Source organism: Curtobacterium citri, from assembly GCF_030362955.1.
GTDB classification, from domain to species: Bacteria; Actinomycetota; Actinomycetes; order Actinomycetales; family Microbacteriaceae; genus Curtobacterium; species Curtobacterium citri.
Window position 1 is genome coordinate 224,634 of record NZ_JAUCML010000002.1, and the last position, 16,424, is coordinate 241,057.

The 16,424-nt window shown below is 72.1% G+C and carries 11 protein-coding genes; 3 read left to right on the forward strand and 8 right to left on the reverse strand.

Translation table 11 applies throughout. The features are described 5' to 3' along the window. Window positions 1-129: 129 nt before the first annotated feature. From glgX to treZ, 3 genes are read left to right on the forward strand one after another with little or no spacing between them, the layout of a single operon-like run. Window positions 130-2,472, forward strand: a complete 2,343-nt coding sequence (gene glgX / locus QUG92_RS03555; protein WP_289457689.1) for a glycogen debranching protein GlgX — start codon at window positions 130-132, stop codon at window positions 2,470-2,472. Continuing rightward, window positions 2,469-4,940, forward strand: a complete 2,472-nt coding sequence (gene treY, locus QUG92_RS03560) for a malto-oligosyltrehalose synthase (protein ID WP_289457690.1) — start codon at window positions 2,469-2,471, stop codon at window positions 4,938-4,940. Before glgX ends, treY begins: the two co-directional genes overlap by 4 nt. Continuing rightward, the gene (gene treZ, locus QUG92_RS03565) at window positions 4,937-6,691 is read left to right on the forward strand and encodes a malto-oligosyltrehalose trehalohydrolase (RefSeq protein ID WP_182045695.1); all 1,755 of its coding nucleotides are present in this window, start codon (window positions 4,937-4,939) and stop codon (window positions 6,689-6,691) included. The genes treY and treZ overlap by 4 nt, the downstream gene beginning before the upstream one ends. Before the next feature lie 104 nt (window positions 6,692-6,795). Here the strand turns inward: treZ and QUG92_RS03570 are convergent, their stop codons facing one another. The 8 genes from QUG92_RS03570 to QUG92_RS03605 form a co-directional block, all read right to left on the reverse strand. Further along, entirely contained in the window at window positions 6,796-7,590 is a 795-nt protein-coding gene (locus QUG92_RS03570) for a polyprenol monophosphomannose synthase (RefSeq protein ID WP_289457691.1), read from the reverse strand. 44 nt (window positions 7,591-7,634) lie between these two features. After that, entirely contained in the window at window positions 7,635-8,366 is a 732-nt protein-coding gene (locus QUG92_RS03575) for a class F sortase (protein ID WP_289457692.1), read from the reverse strand. Beyond that, a complete protein-coding gene (locus QUG92_RS03580) occupies window positions 8,363-9,514 on the reverse strand; it encodes a glycosyl hydrolase family 8 (protein ID WP_289457693.1) in 1,152 nt (383 codons plus the stop codon). Before QUG92_RS03580 ends, QUG92_RS03575 begins: the two co-directional genes overlap by 4 nt. Window positions 9,515-9,644: 130 nt before the next feature. Then, window positions 9,645-10,505, reverse strand: a complete 861-nt coding sequence (locus QUG92_RS03585) for a DUF4397 domain-containing protein (protein WP_069711579.1) — start codon at window positions 10,503-10,505, stop codon at window positions 9,645-9,647. A gap of 290 nt (window positions 10,506-10,795) precedes the next feature. Next, the gene (locus tag QUG92_RS03590; protein WP_289457694.1) at window positions 10,796-12,784 is read right to left on the reverse strand and encodes an ArnT family glycosyltransferase; all 1,989 of its coding nucleotides are present in this window, start codon (window positions 12,782-12,784) and stop codon (window positions 10,796-10,798) included. Continuing rightward, on the reverse strand, window positions 12,781-14,277 hold the full coding sequence (locus QUG92_RS03595) for a glycosyltransferase (RefSeq protein WP_182045690.1): 1,497 nt from the start codon (window positions 14,275-14,277) through the stop codon (window positions 12,781-12,783). The genes QUG92_RS03590 and QUG92_RS03595 overlap by 4 nt, the downstream gene beginning before the upstream one ends. Next, on the reverse strand, window positions 14,274-14,852 hold the full coding sequence (locus QUG92_RS03600; protein WP_083263721.1) for a GtrA family protein: 579 nt from the start codon (window positions 14,850-14,852) through the stop codon (window positions 14,274-14,276). Before QUG92_RS03600 ends, QUG92_RS03595 begins: the two co-directional genes overlap by 4 nt. A gap of 244 nt (window positions 14,853-15,096) precedes the next feature. Further along, a complete protein-coding gene (locus QUG92_RS03605; protein ID WP_289457695.1) occupies window positions 15,097-16,101 on the reverse strand; it encodes an aldo/keto reductase family protein in 1,005 nt (334 codons plus the stop codon). Window positions 16,102-16,424 lie beyond the last annotated feature (323 nt).

The window sequence follows — 16,424 nt, forward strand, 5'->3', positions numbered from 1 at the left end:
GCGCGCGAGGCTACTCGGCGGTCCCTCCACAGGCGGGGGCGCGCCGATCGCTGTCCACTGCTGGGCCTTGTCTGCGGACGCGGAGGCGCGTCGCCGATACGTTTGCGGAACCCACACCTGGAGGAACGTTTGCACACCTGGCCCGGCAATCCGTACCCCCTCGGGGCGACCTACGACGGCAGCGGCACGAACTTCGCCCTGTTCAGCGAGGTCGCGGACCGCGTGGAACTCTGCCTCTTCGACGACGCGGGGAACGAGGAGTGCGTCGACCTGGTCGAGGTGGACGCACACGTCTGGCATGCCTACCTGCCGAACGTGGCGCCCGGGCAGGAGTACGGCTTCCGCGTGCACGCCCCGTACGACCCGGAGAACGGCCTGCGCGGCAACCCGCACAAGCTGCTCCTCGACCCGTACGCCAAGGCGACGAGCGGTGAGATCGACTGGGACCAGGCCCTGTTCTCGTACACGTTCGGCGACCCGGACTCGACCGACGACCAGGACTCGGCCCCGCACATGATGAAGGGCGTGGTGATCAACCCGTTCTTCGACTGGCAGGGCGACCGGTCACCCGGCATCCCCTACGGCGAGACGGTGATCTACGAGGCCCACGTGAAGGGCCTGACCGAGACGCACCCCGACGTCCCAGAGGAGCAGCGCGGCACGTACGCCGGCGTCGCGCACCCGTCGGTCATCGAGCACCTCAAGCGCCTGGGGGTCACGACGCTCGAGCTCATGCCCGTGCACCAGTTCGTCAACGACTCCACGCTGCAGGAGAAGGGGCTGTCGAACTACTGGGGCTACAACACCATCGGGTTCTTCGCCCCGCACTCGCACTACTCGTCCTCCGGCGACCGGGGACAGCAGGTGCAGGAGTTCAAGGCGATGGTCCGCGAGCTGCACCGTGCGGGCATCGAGGTCGTCCTCGACGTGGTCTACAACCACACCGCCGAGGGGAACCACCTCGGGCCGACCCTGTCGTTCCGGGGCATCGACAACGCCGCGTACTACCGCCTGGTCGAGGACGACAAGCGGTACTACAACGACACCACCGGCACGGGCAACTCGCTCAACGTCGGGCACCCGCACTCGCTGCAGCTCATCATGGACTCGCTCCGGTACTGGGTGACCGAGATGCACGTCGACGGCTTCCGCTTCGACCTCGCGGCTGCCCTGGCCCGTGAGTTCTACGAGGTCGACCGGCTCGCCGCGTTCTTCGAACTGGTGCAGCAGGACCCGATCGTGTCGCAGGTCAAGCTCATCGCGGAGCCGTGGGACGTCGGCCCCGGCGGCTACCAGGTCGGCAACTTCCCGCCCCAGTGGTCCGAGTGGAACGGCAAGTACCGCGACACCGTCCGCGACTTCTGGCGCGGCGAGCCGTCGACGCTCGGCGAGTTCGCGTCGCGCATCTCCGGCTCGGCCGACCTCTACGAGCACGACGGCCGCACGCCCAAGGCGAGCATCAACTTCATCACCGCGCACGACGGCTTCACGCTGTACGACCTCGTCGCCTACAACGAGAAGCACAACGAGGCCAACGGCGAGGACGGCAACGACGGCGAGAGCCACAACCGCTCGTGGAACTCCGGCGTCGAGGGGCCGACGGACGACCCCGAGGTGGCGGCGCTCCGCCTGCAGCGTCGGCGGAACTTCCTCGCGACCCTGCTGCTCAGCCAGGGCGTGCCGATGATCGCCCACGGCGACGAGCTCGGGCGGACCCAGCACGGCAACAACAACGTCTACGCGCAGGACTCCGCCATCAGCTGGATCGACTGGGAGCACGCCGACGACGACCTCGTGCAGTTCACGGCCGACGTCGTGAAGCTGCGTCACGACCACCCGACCTTCCGGCGCACCCGCTACTTCAACGGCCGTCCGGTCCGCCGCGGCGAGGGCGAGCCGCTGCCCGACGTGGTGTGGCTGACCCCCTCGGGCGACGCGATGGACCCCGAGGACTGGGACTCCGGCTTCGGCAAGAGCGTCGGCATGTACCTGAACGGCGACGGCATCCGCGGGCGGGACCGATGGGGCGAGCGGGTGACCGATGTGGCCTTCCTGACGTACTACAACGCGCACGACGACGTCGTGACGTTCACCCTGCCGCCGGAGGAGTACTCCCCCGGCTGGACCGTGCGCATCGACACGGCCGACCCGGGTGCCCGCGAGACGGTCCTCGACGCGGGGACCCCGCTCGACGTCCCCGCGCGCTCGATGATCGTGCTCCGAGCGGAGCCCGACCACGAGGTCCGGAGCGTGCCGCTCGACGAGTCGGCCGGAGCGCCGCAGTCCACGCCCACGAACCCGGCCGGGGCACCCGCCGCGTCGGCCACGGACCAGACCGGCGCGGGTGCAGCCGGCGCCGCCACCGCCGCGTCCCTCGACGAACCCGACCAGTACGACGATCCCGACCAGCACGACGAGCACGACGAGCACGACCAGCACGACGAACCCGACACCACAGGAGCCACCAGGTGACCGCACGCCGCGTCCCCACGTCCACCTACCGTCTGCAGGTCACCGCGGACTTCGACCTCACGACGGCGCAGGGCGTGGTCGACCACATCCGCGACCTCGGCGCGGACTGGGTCTACCTGTCGCCCGTGCTGCAGGCCGAGCCCGGCTCGCAGCACGGCTACGACGTCGTCGACCACACCCACGTCGACACCGAGCGGGGCGGGGACGACGCGTTCCGCGCCCTGGCCGAGGCCGCGCACGCCGCCGGGCTCGGGGTGCTCGTCGACGTCGTCCCGAACCACGTCGGTGTCGCGACCCCCGAGGCGAACCCCTGGTGGTGGTCGCTGCTCGAGTCCGGGCAGGGCTCCGCCGTCGCGTGGGCCTTCGACGTCGACTGGGAGGCCGGCGACGGCCGCATCCGCGTCCCGGTCCTCGACGACCGGCTGCTCGACGCGGTGGAACTGCGCGACGGCAAGCTGTTCGTGGGCGAGACCGCCTACCCGACCGCGCCCGGCACCGTGCAGGACGGCGACGACGTCGAGACGGTGCACGCCCGGCAGCACTACGAGTTCGTGCACTGGAAGCGCGCCGACCACGAGCTGAACTACCGCCGGTTCTTCGCTGTGAACACGCTCGCGGCGATCCGCGTCGAGGAGCCCGAGGTCTTCGCCGCGTCGCACGCCGCGATCGGCGCCTGGTTCCGCGACGGACTCGTCGACGGCCTCCGCATCGACCACCCGGACGGCCTGTACGACCCCGCCGGGTACCTGCAGGACCTGCACGAGCTGACCGGGGGTGCCTACACCCTGGTCGAGAAGATCCTCGAGCCCGGCGAGCAGCTGCCGTCGTCGTGGCCCGTCGACGGCACCACCGGCTACGACGCGCTGGCCCTGGTCGACCGGGTGCTCGTCGACCCGGCGGGCGAGGACGCCCTGACCGCGGCGTCGGGTGCGGAGCCCGCCGACTGGCAGCAGCTGACGCACGACACCCGACGCGGCATCGCCGACGGCATCCTCGGCAGCGAGGTCGCCCGCCTGGCGCGGCTGCTCGCCCCCGAGGTCCCCGACCTGCCGCAGGACCGGGTCGTCGACGCGGTCGCCGAGATCGTGGCGTCCTTCGAGGTCTACCGCACGTACCTGCCCGAGGGCGTCCACCACCTCATCGACGCGCTCGAGCGAGCCGCCGAGTCGCGTCCGGACCTCGACGACGTGATCGACCGGATCGCGCCGTCCCTGGTCGACCCCGGTCACGCCGCGGCGATCCGGCTGCAGCAGACCTCCGGCATGGTGATGGCCAAGGGCGTCGAGGACACAGCCTACTACCGGACCTCGCGCCTGACCACCCTGAGCGAGGTCGGCGCCGACCCGAGCCTGTTCGCGGTGTCGGTCGAGGACTTCCACCGGGCGCAGCGCGACCGTCAGGGCAGCTGGCCGCACACCATGACCACGCTGACCACGCACGACACCAAGCGCAGCGAGGACACCCGCGCCCGCATCAGCGTGCTCGCGGAGCTCGGGTCCGAGTGGACCGCGGCCCTCGCGCGCCTGCAGTCCCTCGCCCCGCTCGACGACGCCGTGTTCGCCGACCTGCTCTGGCAGGCCATCGTCGGCGCCCGTCCCGCCAGCCGTGAGCGGCTGCACGCCTACGCCGAGAAGGCGTCGCGCGAGGCGGGCGACAGCACGACCTGGACGGAGCCGGACGAGGCCTTCGAGGAGCAGATGCACGCGCTCGTCGACGCCGCGTTCGACGACCCCGAGGTCGTCGCCGTCCTCGACGAGCTCGACCGCACGGTCGACGCGGCGGGCTGGTCGAACGGCCTGACGCAGAAGCTCGTGCAGCTCACCATGCCCGGCGTCCCCGACGTCTACCAGGGCACCGAGGGGTGGGACCGCTCGCTCGTCGACCCCGACAACCGTCGTCCGGTCGACCACGCCGAGCTCCGGCACGTGCTCGCCACGCTCGACGGACCCGACGACGACGGCCCCGAGCGGCTGCCTGCGGTCGGGCCGGACGGCGCCGCGAAGCTCCTCGTCGTCAGCCGTGCCCTGCGGCTGCGTCGCGACCGCCCGGAGCTCTTCACCCGCTACCTCGGGCTCGAGGCCACGGGCGTCGCCGCCGACCACGTCCTCGCGTTCGACCGCGGCGGTGCCGTCACGGTCGCGACCCGGCTGCCCGTCGGCCTGGAGCGGGTGGGCGGGTGGGCCGACACCCTCGTCCACCCCGTCCCGCTCGACCGCGTCGACCTGCTCACCGGCCGCCGCTTCCCCGCGTCGCGCGGCATCGCCCTCGCCGACCTGCTCGCCGACCTCCCCGTGGCGCTGCTCGTGCCGGCCGAGGTCGCGGACGCCACGACCCCGGGCGACGCCGTCGCCGCATCGACTCCCGCGTCCACCGGCGCAGGCACCACCACCGCCTCCGGCGCCGGTCCCGACGGTGCCACCGTCTCCGACCAGCAGGCCGAGATCGAGATCCTGGAGGGTCACGCATGACCGTTCCCGCCCGCTACGCCGTCTGGGCGCCGAACCCGGAGCGCGTGCGCCTGGTCGTCGACGGCACCGAGTACGCCATGACCCACGGCGACGACGACTGGTGGTCGACCGACGAGGTCGCCCCGGTGGTCGGCGCCCGGTACGGCTTCCGCATCGACGACGACGAGGACGTCCGACCGGACCCCCGCAGCCGGTACCAGCCCGACGGCGTGCACGGCCCGTCCGAGGTGGTCGACCCCGAGCGCTTCGCCTGGACCGACGACGCCTGGACCGGTCGGCCCGTCCGTGGTGGCGTGATCTACGAGATGCACATCGGTACCTACACGCCCGAGGGCACGCTCGACGCGGCCGCCGCGAAGCTCGACCACCTGGTCGAGCTCGGGGTGGAGTTCGTCGAGCTGCTCCCGGTCAACGCCGTCAACGGCGAGTGGAACTGGGGCTACGACGGGGTGGGCTGGTTCGCCGTGCACCACCCGTACGGCGGCCCGGACGCCTACGACCGCTTCGTCGACACCGCGCACGCGCTCGGCCTCGGCGTCATCCAGGACGTCGTGTACAACCACCTCGGGCCCGCCGGCAACTACCTGCCCCTCTACGGGCCGTACCTGCTGCAGGGGCTCGGCAACACCTGGGGCGACTCGGTCAACGTCGAGCTGCCCGAGGTCCGCCGGTACGTCCTCGACAACGTCCGGATGTGGTTCCGCGACCACCACGTCGACGGTCTGCGACTCGACGCCGTGCACGCCATCCGCGACACCACCCGGCCGCACGTGCTGCAGGACATGGCGTCGGAGACCGAGGCGTACTCGGAGTTCGTCGGCCGTCCGCTGTCCCTGATCGCGGAGTCGGACCTCAACGACCCGGTGATGTTCCGTCCGCAGGAGGCCGCGGGCTACGGCCTGACCGGCCAGTGGTCCGACGACTTCCACCACGCCGTGCACGTGGCGCTGACCGGCGAGACGAACGGCTACTACGCCGACTTCGCCCCGCTGTCGGCCCTCGCGAAGGTCCTCGAGCACGGGTTCTTCCACGACGGCACCTGGTCGTCGTTCCGCGGGAAGCGGCACGGACGGCCGATCGACCGCGGGACCTCACCGGTGACGGCGCTCGTGGTCGCGAACCAGAACCACGACCAGATCGGCAACCGCGCAGCCGGCGACCGGCTCGCCGCCACGCTCGACGACGAGTCGCTCGTCATCGCGGCCGCCCTGACGCTGCTCGGCCCCTTCACGCCGATGCTCTTCATGGGCGAGGAGTTCGCGGCGTCGACCCCCTGGCAGTTCTTCACCTCGCACCCGGAGAAGGCGCTCGGCGAGGCCACCGCGAAGGGCCGCATCGCCGAGTTCGCCGAGCACGGGTGGGACGAGTCCGCCGTGCCGGACCCGCAGGACCCGACCACGTTCACGAACTCGAAGCTCGACTGGGCGGACGTGACCTCGGAGCGGGGTGCGACGGTCCTCCGCGCCTACCGGGTCCTCGTCGCCCTCCGTCGGACCGAGCAGGCGTTCGTCGACCACCGCTACGAGGCGAACGCCGTGCGCTTCGACGAGGACGAGCGCTGGCTCGTGCTCACCCGCGGGCTGCTCGGACCGGACGGGGCGCCCGTGCACGTCGTGGTGAACCTCGCCGACGACGCCGCCGAGGTACCGGTCCCGGACTCGACGGGCGAGGAGCTCTACCGCTTCGGCGAGGCGACGGTCGAGGCCGGCGTGGTGCGGTTCGCGTCCCGCGGCGTGGTCGTCGTGCGCTGACGCCGGACGCCACAGCGACAGCGCGACAGCGACAGCGACAGCGCGACAGCGAGAGACCCCCGTGGACACGTCCACGGGGGTCTCGGCGTCCTGAGGGGTCGGCGTCAGGCGGTCCGGTCGGCGACCGCGTGCGCGTTCGTCCGCACCGAGGGCAGCCGGCGGTGGTCCTTCACGACCGACCGGAGCTCGCGCAGTCGACGGTCGATCCCCCACTTCGTCACGAGCGTCAGGCTCTCGCGCACGATGTTGCCGCTCATCTTCGAGACGCCGAACTCGCGCTCGGTGAACGTGATCGGGGTCTCGACGACGCGCAGACCCGCCTCGAGGGCGCGCCAGCAGAGGTCGACCTGGAAGCAGTAGCCCTTCGACGCGACACCGGCGAGGTCGATGCGCTCGAACGCCCGCGACGTGAAGACGCGGAACCCACCGGTCGCGTCGCGCACCGCGATGCCGAGCGCCAGGCGGGTGTAGAGGTTGCCACCGCGGGAGAGCAGCTCGCGGAACCACGGCCAGTTCTCGACCTCGCCGCCCGGGATCCACCGCGAGCCGAGCACGAGGTCGTTCGAGTCGGCGAGCTCGAGCATCCACGGCAGGTACTCCGGGTGGTGCGAGCCGTCGGCGTCCATCTCGACGAGCTTGTCGTACCCGTGCTCGAGGCCCCACGCGAAGCCGGAGAGGTACGCCCCGCCGAGCCCGTCCTTGACGGTGCGGTGCAGGACGTGGACGCGGTCGGTGCTGGCCGCGATCTCGTCCGCGATGTCGCCGGTGCCGTCCGGCGAGTTGTCGTCGACGACGAGCACGTGCACGCTGTCGTCGGTGGCGGCCAGGGTGCGGGCGACGATCGGGCGGACGTTCTCCGCCTCGTCGTAGGTCGGGATCATGACCAGGGACGTGCTCATGGTGCTCCTTGCGGGTCGGGTCAAGTGTGTCAGCGAACCGGTGCTCAGCCGGCCGTGAGGTCTGCGAACACGATCAGGTTGTCCGTGTAGTGCCCGGTCGCGGTGTCGAACGTGCCGTCGCACGTGATGAGGCGGAGTTGCGGGGTGGGGGCGCTGCCGTAGACGTCGCTCGTGGGGAACGCCGACTTGGCGGCGCGCTCGGAACGCTCGACGGTGAAGGTGCGGGTGGTGCCGTCGGACATGCCGACGTGGATCTGGTCGCCGGCGACGAGCTCGTCGAGACGGAAGAACACCGCGGCGCTCGTCGGGCTGTCGACGTGACCGGCGATGACGGCGGGACCGACCTGCCCGGGCACGATGCCGTCGGCGAACCAGCCCGCGCTGTCCCAGTCCTTCGGCGGGTCGAGTTCGCCGGCGGCACCGCGACCGAGGTCCTCCAGTCCGGACGACACCCCGATCGCCGGGATCTCGACACGCACCGGCGTCGCGGTCGACCGCGCTGCCGGGGCGGCCGGGTCCTGGAAGCCGGAGGTGTCGTCCGTCCCGGACCCGTTCGCGGCCGCGCCCGGGTCGGTGGACGCCGAGGCGCTGCTGCGGGCGACCGGGGCCTCCGCGGGGCCGGTGCCGGTGGTCGCCACGGCCACGCCGGCGATCCCGCCGCCGACGAGCACCGCGGCGACGACCCCGGCCAGCACCACGCCGCGGCGTCCGAGCCGGCGGGTTCCGGGTCGGCGGGTGCCGCGCGGCGACGGGGTCGCCGCACGACGCCCGCTCACGAGGCGCCTCCCGCGTCCGTCGCGCATCCGCCGAGGACGTCCGAGGTCAGCATCGTCGCGCCGAGCGCCGCCCAGGCGTCGCCGTAGTACGTCGGCGTGGTCGCCGCGGTGCGGTCCATCCGTCGGAGGTCCGCCGTCGCGGCCGACGTCGACCCGGCCGCGTGCTCCGCCGCCGCCCGGGCCGCGTAGGCCAGGCCGCTCGTGTCACCGGTGACGGCGGTGCCGCCGAGGTCGAGCTGTGCCGCGAGCTGCGTGGTCCGCCGGAGCGTCGGTGCGATCGACCCGGCAAGGGCACGGTCGTCCGCCGAGCACGCCTCGGCGTACCGCAGCGGCAGCCGCATGGCCTCCCAGCCGTAGACGACGCTCCCCTGGTCGCCGGTCACGGGCATCGCGTCCACGGTGCCGTCGGCGTGCACCTGCGACCAGTCGCTCGGCAGGTCGCTGCCCTTCAGGACCGCTGCGGTCGCGGCGGTGGAACCCTCCTCGAGCGCCGTCCAGCGACGGTCCCCGGTCGCGCGCTCGAGGATGCGGAAGGCCGCCGGCGACGCGTACGAGGCGTTGTACCGGTACGGCTCGGTGTCGGCCCAGGGGCCGGGCAGCAGGATCGTGCCGAGGTCGGTCTGCGCGGTCTCGTGGTCGAGGATCGCGGCCGCCATCGTCGTGCCGGCCGTGGTCAGGCGCTCGTCCCCCCAGTGCTCCCCCGCGAGCACGAGGGCACGCGCGGCGTCGAGGTCGGCGTCGCTCGCGGACTGCTCGTCGGCGACGCCGTCGTCCGGCGTCCAGCGCCACGCGAGCAGCCCGTCGTCCGTGAGGAGGTGCCGCTGCGTCCACGACCAGATCCGGTCGAAGGTCTCGCGGTCGTCGTTCGCGTAGGCGATGAGCAGGCCGTAAGCCTGCCCCTCACTGACGGTGTCACCGCCCTGGTCCGTGCGGACGACGCGGCCGCCCTGCACGTAGTCGTCGAGGAAGTCCGTGCGGAGCTGCGCCGCGCTGCGGTCGACGTCGGGCGCGGGCGACGAGGTGGCGCTCGACGTCCCGCCGGCCTGCGGGGCGGCGTCGTTCCACGGACGCACGGCGACGAGTGCGACACCGACCGCGACGACGAGCGCCGCCGCGGCGGTGATGGGGATCCAGGTCCTGCGGGTCATACCGGCTGCACCTTCCTGGGTGGTCGGGGAGGTCGGACGGGAGGCGCGGAGCACGTGCGCGGATCGGCGGCGGTGATCCGCGCCTCCCGGACGGCCGCTGCTGGTCACGTGACCGGCAGCGGCCCGCCCGTCAGTGGAACAGCGAGCGGAACGCCTTGACGACCGCGTGCGTGAACTCGGTGAAGGGGCGGTCGGCGGCTGCGCCGCCACCGCCGGTCTGGACGCCACCGGCCGGGGTGGCCGCGGTGGCGGCCGCGTCGGTGACGGGTACGACCGTCAGGTCGCCCTTGCTGTCGTCGAGGACGAACAGCGTCGAGACGGTGTTGCCCGCGAGGTCGACGTCGGCCGTGCCGCGCTGGCCGCTGCCCGAGACGTCGAGCTGCCACTTGCCGGCGTCGACGGTGGCGTACTTCGTCGCGGTGCCGAAGGCGGCGTCCTCGGCGATGGCGGTGCCCTCGGAGGTGCTCACGTCGACCTCCTTCGCGGTGGTCGCCGCCTGCACGAGGCGGAGCTTGGCCTTGCCGTCGCCGGGCTGCTGCAGGTCGTCGGTGAACGCCGTGGTCTTGAGGTCGTCGTTCTTGCCGTAGGCGACGACCGTGTTCGCGTCGCCCTGCTGGACCGTCACGTCGGTCGAGATCACCGGGGTGGAGTCGGGGGCGTCGGCGGCGCGCATCGACAGGACGTAGGTGCCGACCGGGAGCTCCTGGTACGGGCTGACCTGGCCGTAGGTGACGTCGTCGAGCTCGAAGACCTTCTTGCCGCCGGACAGGCTGGTCAGCTCGACGTCGACGCCCTTCGTGTCCGGGGAGAGGTGGCCGACGCGGAGCCAGCCCTCGTCACCCGCGGTGGCTGCCGTGGCGGTCTGCGGGGTGGCGAGACCGACGGTCGCGGCGACGAGCGCTGCGGCGATCCCCCCGACGACGACCGGGCGGCGGACGGTGCGGCGGGCGGCGGTGCCCGTCGTGCTGCGTGCGGAGGTGCGTGCGTTCATCGTGGTGCTCCTTCGGGTCGGGTGCTGCTGGCTGGTGCTGGTCGTGGTGCTGGTGCTGGTGGGGCTGCCGGCGCTGCCGGCGTCGGTCCTGGTCGTACTGGGGCTGCCGGTCGGGCCCACCCGTCGAGCGGGCGGAACCGGTGCGGGATCGCGCCCCGCGCCTCCCGTTCCGCCCGCTCGTGACGCTGGAGCCGGGGACGGACCCGGGCCGGCCCGGTGAGCGGGCGGAACCGGTGCGGGGTCGCGCCCCGCGCCTTCCGGTTCCGCCCGCTCGCGGCGGGCGGGTCGGGTCAGGACGCGCTCGTCGGTGTCGTCGTGGGGTCGGTCGGCGCGTACGTCACGACGACGCGCTCCCCGTCCCGCTCGACGTCGGCCGGGCGGAGTCCGCCGCTCATGGCCTGGAACGTGGCCGCCGCCCGCTCGGCTTCCGCCCGGTCGCCGGCCTGGAGCACCAGGCGACGGAAGGGCTGACCGGTCTCGCCGGTGAGCGGCGTGAAGCGGGACACCTCGACGGACTGGTCGGCGAGCACCTGCCCGAGGGCGAGCACCGCCCGCGAGTCGACCTGGCCGGCGCGGAACTGCGACTTCGTGCCGGCGTCCGCGTCGAGGGCCGGGTTGGCAGCGAGCTCGGTGCCGATCGTCTTCCGCCCGTTCGTCGCGGTGGTGATCGCCTCGTTCGCGGCGGCCTCCCCCTCGGCGTGGATGCGGCGGACGTCGACCTGCTGGTCGCCGGTGCCGAAGGTCGCGACGCTCGTCGAGTTCTGGATGGCCAGCGACACGTCCCGCGAGGAGTTCCCGCCGGTGCGCATCGAGTCCGTCGTGATGACGTAGTCCGAGTCCTTCCACCCGTTCGGCGACTGGCGCTGGACGGCGGCGTCGGTGTCGAGCTTGTAGTACCAGATCACGTTGTTCCGGTTGTACCCGTCACGAACCAGGTCGACCCACATGGCGTCGTCGACGAGGAGCCGCGAGGACTTCGGGACGTTGTCGCCGACCCACGTCTCCGCCTGCTGCATCGGCAGGTCGAGGTTGCCGAGGAGGAACCCGCGCAGCTGCGTGCCCCAGAGCGGCACCGCCACGACGACGGCCGCTGCGGTGACGACGGCCCACGTGGCCCCGAGGCCGCGTCGAGCGGCACCGCGGACGCGGGTCCGGGCGTTCGAGCGCGTCCGGCCGACGAGCGCGAGGACCGCACGCTCGGCGGTGTACGCGACGAGCAGTGCCGCGAACGGCACGAGCATGATCACGTACGGCACCGGCAGGTACCCGTTCGGGCGGAACATCATCGCGAGCAGGAACACGAGCATCGCGGCGATCGGGCGGACCCGGCGCAGGAAGAGCCCGACGACCGCGGCGACCGACCCGAGGACGATGAACACCGGGTCGAGCGCCCACCACTGCGCGGCGGCCTGGTTCGCGAGGCTCCCACCGTCGAAGATCGACCCCGACGCAGTGCGGGATCCGAGTTGGTACGTGATGCCCTCGAGCAGGCTGACCCGGCCGGCGCCCGGCAGGAGCTCGCCCTTGACCGCGGCGAGCAGCAGGTAGCCACCGCCGATGACCGTGAGGACGGCACCGGCGACGCTCAGCGTGTACCGACGGGTGCTCTTGTCGGCCCGGCGCACCGCGATCCAGATGAGGAACGGCAGCGCGAGCAGGTAGGTCTCCTTGGAGAGCACCGCGATGCCGAGGCACGCGGCCGCACCGGCGAACCCGGCGAGCTGCTGGCGCCGGCTGAGGACGAGGACGAACGCGGCGAGGAGCCAGGGCGTCGCGACGTTGTCGATGTAGACCGTGCGGTGGTACTGCAGGGCCAGCGGCGACAGGGCGAACACGAGACCAGCGGCCGCCGCGGTCGCACGGCCCGCGCCCAGTCGACGTGCGAGCACGAACAGCAGGATGCTCGACACCGCGGCGAAGAAGACCATCGCCTCGCGTGCGGCCTCGACGGCGAACGGGTAGCGGGCGAACGCCCCCGTCACCGAGGTGTAGGCCGCGATCTGGATCCACCCGAGCGGCGGGTGGTCGTACCAGTACGTGTAGTGGGTGATCTCGCCGAGGTTCGTGATCGCCCACGCCTGGGCGGTGTACGTGCCCTCGTCGTCGATGCGCTGCGGCGTACCGGACATGTTCCAGAGCTGCACCATCACCGTGACGGCGAGCACGGGGAGCAGCCAGCCGAGGCTCGCTGCGTGGACGCGGAACCAGCCGCGGACGCCGGAGAACGACTCCGCGCCACGGACCGGGATCCCGGTGGTGTGGGTGATGCTGGCGGTCATCGGGCACCTCCTGCGGACGAACCGGCGAGCTCACGCTGCTGGGTGTCGGTGTCGGTGGTGACGGCGTTCGCGAAGCCGACGACCTCAGGCGTCGCGGAGGCCGTGCGGTGCTGCCCGGTGTGCTCGGTCTTCTCCCAGCCGTTCTGCCCCTTGACGTGGCGGACGACGGCACGGACGGCCGCTGCGGCGAGGAACACCTGGTACGGCACCAGGCCGAGGACGAGCTTCACGTAGTCGCGGATGCGGACCTTCTCCTTGTAGATGCGGCCGAACTCGTTGAGCCCGACGACCTCGACGGCGAGGAGCATGAGCGTCGGCGCCACCGGGATGAACGAGATGAGGGCGACCGGGGTCGGCACCTTGACGAACAGGATCATCAGGACGCTGAGCGGGATCAGCAGACCGGTCGCGGCCTGGATGAACGGCATCGTCAGCATGTAGCGGGCGAAGAAGCGCTGGCGGAACGAGGGCAGCTTCTTCCACTCCCCCTTGCCGAGCACCTGCAGGAAGCCCTGGTTCCAGCGCGTCCGCTGCTTGAGCAGGGACGCGAACGTGGGCGGGGTCTCCTCACGGGTGACCGCCTCGGGGCTGTACGCCACGACGACCTTCGCGCCGTCGGCGGAGAGCCGGACACCGAGCTCGCAGTCCTCGGCGAGGCAGTGCGCGTCCCAGCCGTCCGACCACTCGAGCCGCTCCTTCGTCACGAAGACGGTGTTGCCGCCCAGCGGGATGAACTTCGACCCGGCGTGGAAGTGCAGGCGCGAACGGAACCAGAAGTAGTACTCGAGCACGTTGCGCAGCGACCACCAGCTCGACTTGAAGTTCATGAGCTGCACGCCGCCCTGCACGACGTCGGCGTCGGTCTCCTGGAAGCGGGAGTCGACGAGCGACAGCAGCTTCGGGTAGACCTCGTCCTCGGCGTCGAACACGCCCACGATGTCGCCCGTCGCGTACTGCAGCGCGAGGTTCATCGCCTTCGGCTTGTTCTTCGGCGCGGTGTCGTCCACCACGACCTTGATCAGCTCGGGGTGACGGGCCGCGGCCGCGCGCACGACGGCGTCGGTCTCCGGGTCGTCCTCACCGACGATCGCGATGATCTCGTAGTCCGGGTGGTCCTGGCGCGCGAGCATGTCGAGCGTCTCGCCCATCACGTCCTGCTCGTGCCGACCGGGCACGAGGAGCGTGAAGCGGTGGGCGGCCGGACGCGGCGTCTGGCTGAAGCTCGTCGACTTGAGGGCGTCGCGCGAACGCCAGGCGTGCAGCATCCACCACAGCGTCGTCAGTGCGATCACGGTGAGCAGCACGGAGATGGCGATGAGCGCGGAGTAGCCGATCCACTCGCCCAGCGACCAGGCGACGTGCGGGGCCTGCCCCGAGCCTCCCGTCGGGACGTCCGTGGTGCCCCGGTTCGGGACGTTCCCGGACGGGCCCGTCCCCTCGTTCGGCTGCAGCAGCGGCCCGGCGGCCGTCAGCAGCGTGGCGGAGATGGTCATGCGGCGTGCTCCTTCGCGTGAGCGTCTGTGGAACGGAAGACGAGGGCCTTGTACGCGGCGAACCGGAAGACGGTGCCGAGGACGAGACCCACCCCGTTGCCGGCGACGTTGTCGGCGAGGGTGGAGGTGAAACCGAGGACGTAGTGCGAGACGAACAGGCAGGCCGCGGCGATGCCGAGGCCGATGACGTTCGTGGCCGCGAAGAGGAGCCCCTCGCGGAGGGTCTCGCGCCGGCCGGTCTGCCGCTGGGAGCGGAAGGTGATGGACCGGTTGGCGAGCCAGGCGATCGCCGTCGCGACGACGGCGGAGACGATCTTCGCGGCGATCGGCCCGTCGGGCAGGACGGTCGCGCGCAGCAGGTTGTAGACGCCGAGGTCGATGAGGAAGCAGACGGCACCGATGGTGCCGAAGGAGGCGAGTTGCTTCGCCGTGGCGAGGAGCCGCGGGACGAGGGCCGGCCGCACGGCGGGTGCCGTGAGGGTGCCGGTCGCCGCTGGGTGGGCGGACGACGCGACGGGGGTCGGCACCGAGCCTGTGCCGGGGGGCACCAGAACGGGGGTGTCGGTTCGGGTCATGCCCCCTCTTCGGGGGCACGTGGGGAGACGGTTTGGTCGGGGTACAGGGTCTGCCAGGAGGCTGCCAGGCCCGCGACGCGTGCCGTTCACCTGTGAACGACCCGTCAGGGTTTCGGCTGGTCAGCGGCGGACTGGACCGTCCGTCCGGACGGTCGGCTTGGGTTCGCGTTCGGACGGACCGACGACGGCCGGGAGGCGCGGTGCCAGCTGGCACCGCGCCTCCCGTCCGCCTGGGGGTCGCGTGCTACGCGGGACGCCGCTCCGGGCTCGCCGTCTTGCTGGCGTCGCGCTCGGGGATGTCCCCCAGCGCATCGTCGATCGCGGCGAGCGCGTCGGCGTCGAGCGTCACGCCCGCGGCCTCGACGTTGTCCGTGACCTGCTCGGGACGCGAGGCGCCGACGATCGCGGAGGCCACGTTCGGGTTCTGCAGCGTCCACGCGATCGCGAGCTGTGCGAGCGTCAGGCCGGCCTGGTCGGCGACGGGCTGCAGGCGCTGGACGGCCTCGAGGACCTCGTCGCGCATGAACCGCTTGATCATGTCCGCGCCGCCCTTCTCGTCCGTGGCGCGCGAACCCTCGGGTGCCGGCTGGCCCGGCTTGTACTTGCCGGTGAGGACACCCTGCGCGATCGGCGACCAGACGATCTGGCTGAGGCCGAGCTGCTTCGAGGCGGGGACGACCTCGCCCTCGATGACGCGCCACAGCATCGAGTACTGCGGCTGGTTCGAGATGAGCTGGAAGCCGAGCTCCTTCGCGAGGGCGGCACCCGCGCGGATCTGCTCGGCGTTCCACTCGCTGACGCCGATGTACAGGGCCTTGCCCTGCCGGACGACGTCAGCGAAGGCCTGCATCGTCTCCTCGAGGGGCGTCTCGTGGTCGTAGCGGTGCGCCTGGTAGAGGTCGACGTAGTCGGTCTGCAGCCGCTCGAGCGACCCGTCGATCGACTCCATGATGTGCTTGCGGGAGAGGCCGACGTCGTTGTGGCCCTTCGGCCCGGTCGGCCAGTAGACCTTCGTGAAGATCTCGAGCGACTGGCGGCGCTCGGCCTTGAGCGCCTCGCCGAGGACGGTCTCGGCCGCGGTGTTGGCGTACGTGTCGGCGGTGTCGAACGTGGTGATGCCGGCCTCGAGCGCTGCCCGCACGCACTGGGTGGCGACGTCGTTCTCGACCTGCGAGCCGTGCGTCAGCCAGTTGCCGTAGGTGATCTCGGAGATCTTGAGTCCGGAGTTGCCCAGGTACCTGAATTCCATGGGTCCGACGCTAGTCCTGCGCGGGGCGGGGTGAGGGGGCGTGGGAGTACCTGGGTGGGGTGCGGGGTGGGGGGTGCGCGCTGGGTGGGGGTGGGGGTGAGGGGTGCGCGCTGGGTGGGGCGGGGTGGGCGGGCAGGTTCCCCTGTCCGGCGGCGAGCGGGCGGATCCCGTGCGCCGCGCCTCCCGGCCCCGTCAGGTTCCGCCCGCTCGCGGAGCACGACCGCGGGCGGGCCCGGAGCCCGCTCTCCGGACGCGCGAGCGGGCTGGACCGGCGCCTCCCGTCCGCCGAGCCGAGCACGTTCCGCCCGCTCGCCCCCTCGCGC